This window comes from Serratia sp. Ae19-1 (genome assembly GCF_059801225.1).
Window position 1 is genome coordinate 1 of the sequence record NZ_JBCHWD010000006.1, and the last position, 12,268, is coordinate 12,268.

A 12,268-nucleotide genomic window follows, 5' to 3' on the forward strand; every position below is an offset into this window, starting at 1 on the left:
TGGCCTTCGGCTCGTACGGCAGGCGCGAAAACCTGTGGGATTCGGCGCGGTAATGCGCCACGCGCTCGCGAAAATAATCGCGCAGCGCTTCCGGCTGCTCGCGCTCTACCACTTCCGGGATCACCGGCATGTTGTAGCGCTCTTTGTACGCCACGCCTGAGGCGGCGAGATCCACATTCACCCTGTCCATTTCCTCTTTGGGCAGCTCGGCCAGATTGTAACCCACGCTATGCTCCTTACTTACTTTGCCGCATTGAATCTGCGCAGAAGGTAATCCACCCGGCGGCGCTTGGCAAGCCCATTACGCCGTTGCCGGGAGCGATATTTATCCAGCAGTAATGCAATCTATTTATTCTTTTAAATAAGAATGATTCGCTTTTTGATTAAACTAAAAGATGAAAATAATTATCATGTTAATTCTCAATGTGGTGGTGATATTATAATTTGTTGATATATAGGATTTTTATAATTAATGTGATTTGAGTGTAAATAAGGTGTTTTTATTTTTACGGCAGCAGGGCATAATGCGCGGAAATTAAATTCATGACCTGCAAAATAAAAGGAATCATTATGCTGACGCAAGAAATGACTCAAAAGCTGAATGAGCAACTGAATCTGGAGTTCTACTCCGCCAACCTGTACCTGCAGATGAGCGCATGGTGCAGCGATAAAGGCTTTGAAGGCGCCGCCGCATTTCTTAAAGAGCACTCTCAGGAAGAGATGCAGCATATGCAACGTCTGTTCGACTACCTGAGCGATACCGGCTCTCTGCCGCTGTTGGGCACCATCGCCGCGCCGCCGGTGGAATTCGAATCGCTGGCGGATGTGTTCGAGCAGACCTACGAACACGAGAAGCTGATCACTCGTCAGATCAACGAGCTGGCGCACGCGGCAATGTCCTCTCATGATTACTCCACCTTCAACTTCCTGCAGTGGTACGTGGCGGAGCAGCACGAAGAAGAGAAGCTGTTCAAATCCGTGCTGGATAAGCTGGCGCTGGTGGGCACCAGCGGCAAAGGCCTGTTCTTCATCGACAAAGATCTGAAGAAGATGGGCGCGATGGGCCAGGGCGGCAACGGCCAGGCTTGATCCCCGGAAGAACGTCGAAAAACCGCGCGCGGGCGAGCCTGACGCGCGGTTTTTTTTACCCTGCGTTTATCGCGGTTATGCGGCGATACGTGCTGCCGGATCGCAAAATGCCAGTGATGCGCTCGACTTGCCGCGGTGTGGTCGTTATCATTTACCGCGATACGCTACAGGGATGGTAGAGTCAAAACAGCGGGTTAGCCGATACAACCCGTTTTCTGTTTACCCGTGGCGCAATCATTTGCGGTGGGTTGGGGCCGCTGATACATCGCCTTGGCTGTGGCCTTAACCCTTATGACCCTCTTTTACTGTTAAGGGATACCACTGTGATCGGTAAAATTCGTTCCTCCTGTCGCCTGCTTTCCACCATTTTCGTCCTGTTCGTTGGCCTGTCTTCACAGCAAGCGCTGGCGCACGCCCACCTGAAAGTGGAAACGCCGAAGGCCGACGCCAGCGTCAGCCCGGCACCGAAGGCGCTGACCCTCAGCTTCTCCGAAGGCATCGAGCCGAACTTCAGCGGCGTGAAAATCACCGGCCCGGACAACGCCGTGGTGAAAACCGGCAAGCTGCAGCTCGATCCGAACAACAACACCCAGGTCAACGTGCCGATCGAAGGCGAGCTGAGCGCGGGCAAATACAACGTCAGCTGGCATGTGGTGTCGGTCGACGGGCATAAAACCAAAGGCCAGTACAGCTTCACCGTAAACTGACCGTGAGTCTGGCGACCCTGTTCGTTCTGTGTCGCTTGGTGCACTTTGCGGCGGTGATGCTGATGTTCGGCATTAGTCTGTTCACCGCCTTATTGTCACCGCAGCGCCTCTCCCCGATCCTCTCCCGCGATGTGCGTCCGCTGCTGCTTGCCGGCACCTGGGTAGCCGGGCTTTCCGCCGTGGCGCTGCTGGCCATCCAGGCCGGGCAGATGGGCGACGGTTGGGAAGACGCCTGGCGGCTGGAGGTCTGGTGGGCGGTACTCGGCACCACCTTCGGCGAAGTGTGGCGTTGGCATCTGGGCCTGTCGCTGCTGGCGATCCTGAGCCTGCTGCTGCCGGAACGGCCGCGTGCGCAGGCGTTGGCGCTATGCTCGGCGCTGCTGCTGGTGAGCCTGGCGTTCATCGGCCACGCGGCGATGCACGAAGGCGCGCTGGGCGTGTTGCACCGCGCCAACCATGCAGTACACCTGCTGGCCGCCGGCTACTGGTTCGGTTGCCTGGCGCCGCTGTTGGTGTGCCTGCGCTACCTGCAGCCGCCGCAGTGGCGCAGCGACGCCATCACCACGCTGATCCGTTTCTCGCGCTGGGGGCACCTGGCGGTGGCGGCGGTGATCGTTACCGGCATCGTCAACAGCCTGATCATACTCGGCGGCTGGCCGCTAAATCTCAGCTCCCCTTATCAGCGCCTGCTGCTGATCAAAACCGCGCTGGTGGCGCTGATGGTGATGGTGGCATTGGCCAATCGCTACGCCATCGTGCCGGCGATGAGCCGTGTACCGGCGCTGGCGCAGCGCGGCGTGGTGCTGGCCTGCTGGATCGAAGTGGGGCTGGGAATGACGGTGCTGCTGCTGGTCAGTTTATTTGCAACCTATGCGCCGGTATGACATTTCAGCTTGCCGCAGGCCGGCAAGCTGCGGGAAAATCGACGCGAATAGCAACCTTAAGGCCATCACATGAAATCGGTATTACTCGGCATTACGCTGCTGGCAACCGCGACCGGCGCGCTGGCGGCAGACAAACTGGTTAACATCACCAAACTGGAGTACGGCAAACAGTGGGCGTTCACCAAGGAAGAGGTGACGCTGCAGTGCCGCAGCGGCGGCGCGCTGTTCGTGCTGAATAACAGCACCCTGATGCAATACCCGCTCAACGACGCGGCGGAGCAGCAGGTGAAGAAGGGCCATCAGCGTGCGCAGCCGCTGGAGGTGCTCCTGCTGGACGACCCTGCCGAACCGGGGAAAAAAATGAGCCTGGCGCCGTTCATCGAGCGCGCCGAGAAGCTGTGCGCTGACTAACCGCTTGTTTGCCAACGTCTTGTCCAATGTGCGCGGATTGATGCGCATTTGCCGCATAGTTATTTCGTCACGAAACTATCACGCGGCCGCCGGGCGGCTGGCAAAACTGGCGCGGTAGGCTACTCTTAAAGTGCACGGCTGAACAAGCCCTGCATTAAATGCCAACTTTTAGCGCACGGCTCTCTCCCAAGAGCCATTTCCCTAGACCGAATATAGGAATCGTATTCGGTCTTTTTTTGTGTGCTTGATTTATAAGTAAATCCCACTTAATACGCCAGCAACAATTCCCATTCCTCTTTTCGAATCACAGCTCACTAACTCGACCTCCATCCCCATCCTCCACTCGCACATATCGCTAATTCAGCCGCACCAAAAGTCATTACGTCATCTAAGGCGCTGATAAGCTCCGTTCATTGTTCCCATCGCCGGTTAAGTGAGGATGATATTGTGATTAATATCAATGTGTTAATTATTATAAAAGGAAGCCTGCGTTGAACGATCGGCTGAGTCGGTTGAAGAAGGCGTTGCCCGGCTATCTCGAGGCGTGGCGTGAGGCGGCTTTACCACCTGACTGGGTGCAGGTGGCTAATCCTGAAGTGGTTGCCGAGCTGTTGGCTGAGTGGGAGGCGCTCAGCGAATGGGCGTCTCTGTTCGAAACCGCCACTGAAACTCCCACCGAGCCGGCCGCGTTTTGGCAGGAGCGTGCCGAGCTGATGGCGCAGCGCAATCGCGAACTCAGTGCCCAACTGGCGACGCCAGTCCGTTTGCCCGGCGTGCGGGTGGCCTTTTTTGGCTATGTGAAAACGGCGGTGATGGACGCCAGGCAGGTGAAGGCGGCGATTCGTGATGCCGGTTTTATCATTGCGGGCGACGACCAAAGTGAGAACACGGCTTAACGCGGCTTCTTCTCAAATTTCTCGGCAAAAAAGAACCGCAGCAATTTATTGACCCACAGCAGGATGGCGCCGACCACCACCAGCGAGACGACGAAATGCGACAGGTTTTTTGGCGCGGCGTAGCCGTGGGTAAAAGAGACCCCGGCGCCGCTGAGCAGCAGGGTGGCGATCCAAAAGCCGAGTAGCAGGCACAAGGTACGGAACAGTTTAAACATCGTTATCACCGAAATGCTGAAAGCGCCGACCGAACGGAAAGACTCAGCCGGGGCTTTGATTAATTAAAACCGCTTAGCGAGAGCAGGTGTTGCCACCTTTGTTGCTATTATTATTGCAGTTGCTCTTGTTGCCGCCTTGCCCCATGCCGATGTTGCCGCCACCTTTGCTGGCCTCTTTGAAACAGCCGCCGTTGAGCGCGCCCAGCGCTAGACCGCCAAGCCCTCCTAGTGAGCCGGTGATGATGCCGTTAATGCAGTCTGGGGAGGTGTGTTTCTGATACATGTTGCCGTCGGACGATTTACCGCCCCCATTGTTGTTGCCACCGTTGTTATTGACGCGTCCATTGCTGCTGCGATTGTCGGCAAAGTTGCCGCCGCCGGCGATCAGGTGAAAATATTTAGCCTCGATCTCTTACATAAAATGCCCTCTTTATCGATATGGTTAAATAGCGTAAAGCTTGCGCAAGCCAGCTGTTTCTAACAGAAAAAACAATGGGAGTAATTACCGGTTCGGATAAGAACAGGGAATTTATTTTCAGGTATTTACTAGGCTTATGAGAGTGATGGTGAATGATAGTCTCGACGAGGGGGAGCGCGAGCCACCCCAGATCCTTGCAACGAATGGCCTATCTGCGGCGCGCAGCAAGGTTCAATTCACCCGGCCAATTTGTTAGGATCGCCTGACCTACATGACTATTGGTGCAGTACATTGAAAATTAAAGCGTTGTTATTTGTTGCGTTGGCCGCGCTGGCCGGCTGCAGCCAGGAGGGAACCTCGATGAATCAGCCCGTAAACGAAAAAGGCGGCCAAACGGAAGTGTTGCTGGTGAACAGCGCGCTGGTCGATTGCGTGGGCGTCGGCCCGATGAAGTGCATGCAGGTGCGCCGTTCCGCGCAGCAGCCGTGGGAGCTGTTCTATACCGGCATCGAAGGCTTCACCTTCGAACCGGGTTATCAGTATCGGCTGAAAGTGCGCGTCACTCCGGTGGAGAACGTGCCGGCCGATGCCTCATCGCTGCGTTATACGCTGATTGAGCAGTTGGAAAAGAACAAGGCGTAATGATTATCAGGCCGGGCGAAGTGCGTCCGGCCTGCTGTTTTATAGCGTCAATCCCATCTCCGCCGCGACCTGCTTCAGCTGGTAGCGTGATGTGCGCGTGAGTAAAGGCTCCTTATCGACATAGTAGGCGTAAGCGATAACGCCAATCGACAGCGCCCAGGCGCGGCCGCGCCGCCAGGTCTCATCGTCCACTTTCACCGCCTGGCGGAAATGTTCTCGGGCTTCCGTTCCCATCAGGTTCCAGGCAACTATCATATCGACCGCAGGATCGCCGATGGCGATGCCGCCCCAGTCGATCACCGCCGCCAGCTCACCGTTGTCGATCAGCAGATTGCCGGGTTGAATGTCCGTGTGCAGCCAGCATGCGCCGCCGGTGTTTTCACTCACCTGGCTCACGCTGTCCCATGCTTGCAGTAGGGCGGCAGCGTCGAGGTGAGGGGCGCACTGGGCAATAGATTCGCGAGTGAGGGTGTCTCTGGCGCTGACCGGGCCGCCGCGATAAGCGCTGATCGCGTGGCCTGCGGTTGGGATGGCGTGGAGTGCGCGCACGAACTCACCCAACTGCGTCGCCAGCGCCGGGCTGCATTCGCCGCAGGCGGGCGTGCGGCCGAGGATCCAACGGCCGATGCTCCAGGCGAAAGGATAGGTGCCATTCGGCTTGCCCTGGGCTAACGGAACGGAAATCGGTGCCGGCAGATGAGGTGCCAGCAACGCGGGGTAGCGGTTCTCGCGCGTCAGCGCTTCGGCCGCCGAGGCGGTACGCGGCAGACGAATCAACAGCTCGTCGCCGAGCCGCAGCATCACGTTGTCGGTACCGCCGGTGGTGACAAGTTCGATGGGCAACGCCGCCCAGGCCGGGAACTGTTCGGCGAGCATAGCTCGGACATGGGGGAGGGAAATCTCGGCCTCATCGGCATGTATTTTGGGAATGGCATTCACCCGGTACGGCTCCTTCACTGGCGCAGGGTGGCGGCCCCGACTGGTCTGGTCACTGCGCTTGTTTGCGCACTTTCTTAAGTATATCGAGAAAATCAGGTATATTGTCCTTCGGTTTTTAGCTACCAAGAAAAAATTACTATGATTATCAAACCTAAAATTCGTGGTTTTATCTGCACCACCGCTCACCCGGCAGGCTGTGAAGCCAACGTCCGTGAGCAAATCGCCTACGTTAAGTCGCGCGGCGAACTGAAAAACGGGCCTAAAAAGGTGCTGGTCATTGGTGCATCCACCGGTTACGGTCTGGCCTCGCGCATCAATGCCGCTTTCGGCAGCGGTGCGGCCACCATCGGCGTATTTTTCGAGAAGCCTGGCAGCGAAGGCAAAACCGGTTCCGCCGGTTGGTATAACTCCGCCGGTTTCGACAAGGCAGCTAAAGAAGAAGGCCTGTACGCGAAAAGCATCAACGGCGACGCATTCTCCAACGAGTGCCGTCAGACCGTGATCGATCTGATCAAAAAAGACCTGGGCCAGGTTGACCTGGTGGTTTACTCGCTGGCTTCGCCGGTGCGTAAAATGCCGGAAACCGGCGAAGTGGTGCGTTCCGCGCTGAAGCCAATCGGCGAGCCGTACAAATCCGTCGCGCTGGACACCAACAAAGACGTGCTGGTTGAAGCCGTGGTCGAGCCGGCCAACGAGCAAGAAATTGCCGACACCGTGAAGGTGATGGGCGGCCAGGACTGGCAGCTGTGGATGGACGCGCTGGACGAAGCGGGCGTGCTGGCGGATAACGCGCAGTCTGTCGCTTACTCCTACATCGGTACCGATCTGACCTGGCCAATCTACTGGCACGGTACGCTGGGCAAGGCGAAAGAAGATCTGGATCGCGCGGCGCACGCCATCAACCAGAAACTGCAGGCCAAAGGCGGCGCGGCTTACGTTGCGGTGCTCAAGTCGGTGGTGACCCAGGCTTCCTCCGCCATTCCTGTCATGCCGCTGTATATCTCCATCGTGTTCAAAATCATGAAGGAGCAGGGCATTCACGAAGGCTGCATCGAGCAGATCCAGCGTCTGTTCGCCACCAAGCTGTACAGTGGTGCGGCGCCGGATACCGACGAGAAACACCGTCTGCGTCTGGATGACTGGGAACTGCGCGACGCCGTGCAGGAAACCTGCCGTGAAATCTGGCAGCAGCTGAACGACAGCAACATCAACGAGCTGACCGATTACCAGGGCTACAAGGCGGAGTTCCTGCGCCTGTTCGGTTTCGGTCTGCAGGGCGTTGACTACGACGCCGATCTGAGCGGCGAAACCAACTTCGAAGTGATCGAACTGGTCTAAGCGCGTCGAGCGGTCAAACAAGGTCGGGCTTGCCCGACCTTTTTTATTGCCTGTAAATTATCGGTCGGCTAAGCGAATATGTTTATTTCAGGTTAACAGGCTAATCAGATTATTAACATCGCCGGGGCAGTGCTGAAATAACGGCGGTTATTAAACTAAAGAAAGTCATTTTTTATTTACCCTTGCCGCCGGCTGCGGGTATTTTATTTCCTTTAAGGAGAAAACGATGACATGGCGTTATTGGGTCCCGGTATCGTTATTTTTGTTGAGCGCCTGCAGCGCGATTCAGCCGACGTCGACGTCCCCAGACTGGTCTCAGCCGCAGCCTGCCACGCGGGAACAGCGGCAACGCATCATGGCGGGTGAGTCCGCTTCCTCGGTATTGCACGAAGGAAATGTCGGTATTGGCGGCACCTTCGATTGGTCGAAAATATCCGATCGTTAAGCCGCTAAATATATTCAGCCAAATTAACTCGCGCATTCTGCCGGTATTGTCGGAGGGTTTATCTTTCCTGCGTTATTCTGCTGTGGCCCGACCATTCATTGCGTTAGCAGACAATTCGTTTTCCTTATAGGGAACTGCCGGTTTATTTCGGTGTAATCAAAGGAGTTGCCCATGGCGAAGGACATGGCCGCGATCTTTCTCTTGCTGTTGCTGCCGCTAAGCCAAAGCGCCGGCGCGGCGCGCTACGACAGACAATGTGAAGGTGTGTCGCCGGTGCTGTTTCAAAAGCGGCTGAAATCGCTGGCGCAGGATCTGCGGCAGGAAATGAACGAGGAAGCGCCGCCGACAGAGCGCGATGCGGAAGAGCTGGCGCGGCTGGCGGAGTGTGGAGTCGAGCCCGGCAAAATGCCCGTCACCGGCGGGCAGCGCACGCCCCGTTCAGAGGAAAAGCCGCCGGCATCGCCGAATGGATGCTGACCGGCGTGCGCGCAGAGTAAAACGATGTAAAAGGAATCATTGATGAAAAGGACAGTGTTGGCCGGCGTGGCCTTGTGTTGCGCCTGCTTCGCGCAGGCGCGGGTAGATTTGGAATACCATGCGGCGCCGCCGAAGGACAGTAAGATCACCGAGGAGTACCGGAAAAAGCGCGATGCCTTGCGCCACAAGGTGTGGAACGTCGATAACCTGACGCAGGCCAACGAACAGGCGATCGCCCGCGAGCAACAGCGCGAGGCCGCAGAGAGCGCCAAGCGGCAGCAGCGTCACCTGGATCAGCAGCAGAAAAAGCAGCGCTGCCTGCGGAAATACTCGAAAGATCCTCACCCCGAGGCGAAGTGTTACATGTACAACTTCTAACTTTTAACCGCCGGGCGCTTTCTGCGCCCGGCGTCGTTTAGGCCGGGCGGCAATGCTCTTTCAGCATGGCGATGGCGTCCGGTTTCAGCTGATACAGATAGACCGGACGGCCGGTGGCGCCGTACAGAATACGGGTGCCGAGAATGCCGCTCTCCGCCAGGTAGATGAGGTACTTGCGGCAGGAGACCCGCGAAATGCCGATGGCGTTGGCCAGGTTGTCGGTGGAGAATTCGCTGTCGTGCTGCTGTTCGATCCACTCGCACACCGTGCTCAGGGTGATGCTGGTCAGGCCTTTCGGCAGCTTCTTGCTCTCCTGGCCGCCGGGCTGGCGGCGCAGCAGGCTGTCGACGTCGGCCTGCGAAAACTCGCGCTGCGCCAACAGCTGCGACTGCTGCCGGTAGTGGCTCAGCGCCTCCTTGAAGCGGCTGAACTGGAACGGCTTGATCAGGTAATCCACCACGCCGTAGTGCAGCGCCTTTTGCACCGTATTCACGTCGCTGGCGGAGGAGATGATGATCACATCGGTCTTCTCGCCGAGCTCGCGCAGGCCGGGCAGCAGATCCAGCCCATTCTCCTGCTGCATGTAGATATCCAGCAGCACCAGATCGATGCTGACGCTGGCGTCGGCCAGCAGGGCGCGCGCCTGGCTCAGGGTGGCGACCGTCGCCTGGCAGTGAAAACCGCCGATCTGGCTCAGGTAGTATTTGTTCAGCTCCGCCACCATCGGGTCGTCGTCGACAATCAGTACGTTAATCATGGGTTCTGCTCTTGGCCTGATAGGGAAGGTGCACGAAAAATTGGGTCAGCTCGCCCGGCTCGGATTCGAAATCGATGCTGCCGCCCAGTTTCTCCAGGTGGCTGCGGATCAGCGCCAGGCCGATGCCGCGTCCCGTCCCCTTGGTGGAAAATCCGTGTTCGAAGATGCGCGCGGCGATCGCCGGATCGATGCCGGGGCCGTCGTCGCTGACGATACAGTGTAATTGATCGTCGTGGTGATGGAAGCTCAGGCCGATCTCGTGGCCCTCAACGCCGTCGATGGCGTCGATGGCGTTTTCGATCAGGTTGCCGAGCACGCTGATCAGCACGTGGGTGGTTTCCGCGTCGTCGGTTTCCGGCAGCAGGCTGGTCTCCTCGATGGTCAGCTCGATGCCGGCCTCGTGGGCGCGGCTGATCTTGCCGATGAAGAAGCCCGCCACTTCCGGTGAGTGGATCTTGCGCAGCAGCGCGCCGATCTCTTCCTGATAGTTGCTGGCGGTATTGATGATGTAATTTTCCAACTGCTGGTAAGCCTTCATATGCAGCATGCCGAGTATCACGTGCAGCTTGTTCATAAATTCGTGCGACTGCACCCGCAGCGCGTCGGCGTAGTGCGCCATGCCGCTCAGGCGCTGCAGCAGGCGGCTGACCTCGGTCTTGTCGCGGAAGGTGGCGATGGCACCGGTCACCCGGCCGTTGACGATCACCGGCACGGTATTGGTCAGCAGTTCGCTGCCGTTGAAGCTGATCTGCCGATCGCGCAGCGGCTTGCCGCTGGCCAGCACCTCCGCCAGATGCAATTGCGCCGGCCAATGCTTGCTGGCGGCTTCCAGCAGCAGGTTCTCCAGCGGGCCACTTTGGCGCAGCAAGCGCTTGGCCTCGTCGTTGACGATGGTGATGCGGGAATCATTATCGACCGCGATCACGCCTTCTTTAATCGATTGCAGCATGGCGTTGCGCTGCTCGAACAGGTTGGATATTTCGTAAGGCTCAAAACCCAGCATGATGCGTTTGAGCGCAGAGACCAGGAAGAAGGTGCCCAGGCTGCCGACCAGCGCGGCGAAGGCGATGGTCCAATAGATGATCCAGCGGCTTTCCGCCACCACCCGCTGCACGGTATCCAGCGCGATGCCGAGCGCCACCACGCCGATTTGCCGCCGTTGTTCGTCATACACCGGCACGAACACCCGCAGCGCCGGGGCCAGCGTGCCGCGGTTGATGGCGCTGTTGACGTTGCCTTGCAGCGCCGGCGCCAGATCGTCGCCGATAAAATGTTTGCCGATCAGCCAGGGTTTGGGGTGCGAATAGCGGATGCCCTGCATATCCACCACCACCACGAACAGCAGCTCGTTCTGATGGCGCACCTGCTCGGCGAAGCGCTGAATGGCGCCGCTTTGATCGCGCCGCTGCAGGCCGTCGACCACGGTGCTGGAGAGCGCCAGCGTGTTGGCGACGGCGATGGCTTTTTGCTGCAGCTGCTCTTGCCCTTCGCGGCTCATCTGCACGAAAAACAGCGCGAACACCACCAGCAGCACCGAAGCGATGATGGCGGACACCATCAGCGTGATGGAGGTGCTCAGCTTGAGCGGCACCCGTTGTTTTGGCATGGAGGTTCTCCGAATGGCGATATCACGGCGTATTCTAGCGAGGAATGCGGCAGGCTGCAGTTACCGGCAGCAGGTTATAGCATGCTGCCGGGGTGCGGAGGGGTTATTTTAGTTACAAAAGCGGGTCACTGCTGGTGGTAGATCTCCAGCGCCTGTTGGCCGCTGGCGCCCTGGTGGATGATCGCCATCAGGGCGCGCACCACCTGCGACGGATTGCTGTGTTGATAGACGTTGCGGCCGTAGACCATGCCGGAGGCGCCCTGGGCCATCAGCGCGGCGGATTTCTCCAGCACCGGCCCCAGCTCCCCCTTGCCGCCGCCGCGCACCAGCGTCGGGCAGCGCGCCGCTTCCACCACGCGGTGGAAGTCTTCCACCCGCTCGGTCGGGTCGGCCTTGATGATGTCGGCACCCAGTTCGCGCGCCAGCCGCACCAGCGGCACGATCTTCTCCACGTCGCCGAGCGAACCGTAGGCGGCGCCCTGGCCGGCCGGCGCCATTACCAGCGGCTCGATCATCAGCGGCATGGCGTACTGGTCGCAGGCGTGGCGCAGGCGGCCGATGTTCTCCACGCACTGGCGGAAAATGCCGGGTTCATCCGGGATCATATACAGATTGACCACCACCGCGGCGGCGTCCATTTGCAGCGCCGCCAGGATCGGCGCCTCCGGGTTGTGCAGCACCGCCCACATTTCGCGGTGGCGCGCGGCGTTATAGGCGTTGCCGACGTCGGTGCGCATCACCAGCGCCGGTTTTTCGCGCTGCGGCGCGCACTGCAGCAGATCCGCCTGGCCGTAGTTGACCTGAATCGCGTCAGGGCGCGCGGCGATCAAGTTGCCCATCACCCGTTCGATATCTTCCAGGCCGATCAAGAAATCCGGTTCGTTGGCGATGCCGTGATCGATCGCCACATCCAGGCACTTGCCGTTGTTGAACAGGCGGTTCATCCGCACCTTACTGCTGAGCTGCATGTCAGGTCCTCCTGAGATAGGGATATGTCCATTATTGCCGAGTAAGGATGGTCGGGAAACGCGGAAACCGCAAACTGCGCGCCCGCTCGCAGTTTTTG

General features: G+C 58.5%; 17 protein-coding genes. 10 read left to right on the plus strand and 7 right to left on the minus strand.

The annotated features are described in order from the left end of the window. On the minus strand, positions 1-226 hold a 226-nt coding region (locus AAIE04_RS17295; RefSeq protein ID WP_498577409.1), incomplete at its 3' end, for a DNA polymerase III subunit theta. Between the two features lie 344 nt (positions 227-570). Here AAIE04_RS17295 and ftnA point away from each other — a divergent pair. From ftnA to AAIE04_RS17320, 5 genes are all read left to right on the plus strand, one after another. Beyond that, positions 571-1,089 (plus strand): non-heme ferritin, encoded by a 519-nt coding sequence (ftnA, locus tag AAIE04_RS17300; RefSeq protein WP_019454718.1) that lies wholly within the window; start codon positions 571-573, stop codon positions 1,087-1,089. A 323-nt stretch (positions 1,090-1,412) separates the two neighbouring features. After that, a complete protein-coding gene (yobA, locus tag AAIE04_RS17305; RefSeq protein WP_019454719.1) occupies positions 1,413-1,796 on the plus strand; it encodes a CopC domain-containing protein YobA in 384 nt (127 codons plus the stop codon). A 2-nt stretch (positions 1,797-1,798) separates the two neighbouring features. After that, positions 1,799-2,680, plus strand: a complete 882-nt coding sequence (gene copD, locus AAIE04_RS17310; protein WP_198637389.1) for a copper homeostasis membrane protein CopD — start codon at positions 1,799-1,801, stop codon at positions 2,678-2,680. A 69-nt stretch (positions 2,681-2,749) separates the two neighbouring features. After that, positions 2,750-3,091, plus strand: coding sequence for a YebY family protein (locus tag AAIE04_RS17315; protein WP_025302452.1), 342 nt, complete (start codon positions 2,750-2,752; stop codon positions 3,089-3,091). A gap of 491 nt (positions 3,092-3,582) precedes the next feature. Beyond that, positions 3,583-3,987, plus strand: coding sequence for a hypothetical protein (locus AAIE04_RS17320; RefSeq protein ID WP_498577410.1), 405 nt, complete (start codon positions 3,583-3,585; stop codon positions 3,985-3,987). On the opposite strand, the gene AAIE04_RS17325 is transcribed toward AAIE04_RS17320, so the two are convergent. Beyond that, on the minus strand, positions 3,984-4,202 hold the full coding sequence (locus tag AAIE04_RS17325) for a hypothetical protein (RefSeq protein ID WP_197667489.1): 219 nt from the start codon (positions 4,200-4,202) through the stop codon (positions 3,984-3,986). The genes AAIE04_RS17320 and AAIE04_RS17325 overlap by 4 nt on opposite strands. Before the next feature lie 73 nt (positions 4,203-4,275). Further along, on the minus strand, positions 4,276-4,485 hold the full coding sequence (locus AAIE04_RS17330) for a hypothetical protein (RefSeq protein ID WP_498577411.1): 210 nt from the start codon (positions 4,483-4,485) through the stop codon (positions 4,276-4,278). Positions 4,486-4,911: 426 nt separating this feature from the next. On the opposite strand from AAIE04_RS17330, the gene AAIE04_RS17335 reads away from it, so the two are divergent. Then, on the plus strand, positions 4,912-5,262 hold the full coding sequence (locus AAIE04_RS17335; RefSeq protein WP_064291232.1) for a DUF4377 domain-containing protein: 351 nt from the start codon (positions 4,912-4,914) through the stop codon (positions 5,260-5,262). Between the two features lie 39 nt (positions 5,263-5,301). Here AAIE04_RS17335 and AAIE04_RS17340 read toward each other — a convergent pair whose 3' ends face one another. Next, positions 5,302-6,138, minus strand: a complete 837-nt coding sequence (locus tag AAIE04_RS17340; protein WP_498577412.1) for an aminoglycoside phosphotransferase family protein — start codon at positions 6,136-6,138, stop codon at positions 5,302-5,304. A gap of 201 nt (positions 6,139-6,339) precedes the next feature. Here AAIE04_RS17340 and fabV point away from each other — a divergent pair, with 201 nt between their 5' ends. From fabV to AAIE04_RS17360, 4 genes are all read left to right on the plus strand, one after another. Beyond that, the gene (gene fabV, locus AAIE04_RS17345; protein ID WP_498577413.1) at positions 6,340-7,539 is read left to right on the plus strand and encodes an enoyl-ACP reductase FabV; all 1,200 of its coding nucleotides are present in this window, start codon (positions 6,340-6,342) and stop codon (positions 7,537-7,539) included. Between the two features lie 226 nt (positions 7,540-7,765). After that, positions 7,766-7,984, plus strand: a complete 219-nt coding sequence (locus AAIE04_RS17350; protein ID WP_498056986.1) for a hypothetical protein — start codon at positions 7,766-7,768, stop codon at positions 7,982-7,984. A 171-nt stretch (positions 7,985-8,155) separates the two neighbouring features. Further along, positions 8,156-8,461: a hypothetical protein gene (locus AAIE04_RS17355; protein ID WP_498056985.1), complete on the plus strand. Its 306-nt coding sequence runs from the start codon at positions 8,156-8,158 to the stop codon at positions 8,459-8,461. Positions 8,462-8,503: 42 nt separating this feature from the next. Next, positions 8,504-8,839: a hypothetical protein gene (locus tag AAIE04_RS17360; protein ID WP_025160280.1), complete on the plus strand. Its 336-nt coding sequence runs from the start codon at positions 8,504-8,506 to the stop codon at positions 8,837-8,839. 37 nt (positions 8,840-8,876) lie between these two features. Here AAIE04_RS17360 and dcuR read toward each other — a convergent pair whose 3' ends face one another. From dcuR to AAIE04_RS17375, 3 genes are all read right to left on the minus strand, one after another. Then, complete coding sequence (gene dcuR / locus AAIE04_RS17365; RefSeq protein ID WP_074054488.1) at positions 8,877-9,596, minus strand: two-component system response regulator DcuR; 720 nt, start codon at positions 9,594-9,596, stop codon at positions 8,877-8,879. Continuing rightward, entirely contained in the window at positions 9,589-11,202 is a 1,614-nt protein-coding gene (locus AAIE04_RS17370) for a sensor histidine kinase (RefSeq protein WP_498056983.1), read from the minus strand. Before AAIE04_RS17370 ends, dcuR begins: the two co-directional genes overlap by 8 nt. A 125-nt stretch (positions 11,203-11,327) precedes the next feature. Then, positions 11,328-12,170: a class I fructose-bisphosphate aldolase gene (locus tag AAIE04_RS17375; RefSeq protein ID WP_498577414.1), complete on the minus strand. Its 843-nt coding sequence runs from the start codon at positions 12,168-12,170 to the stop codon at positions 11,328-11,330. Positions 12,171-12,268: the final 98 nt, after the last annotated feature.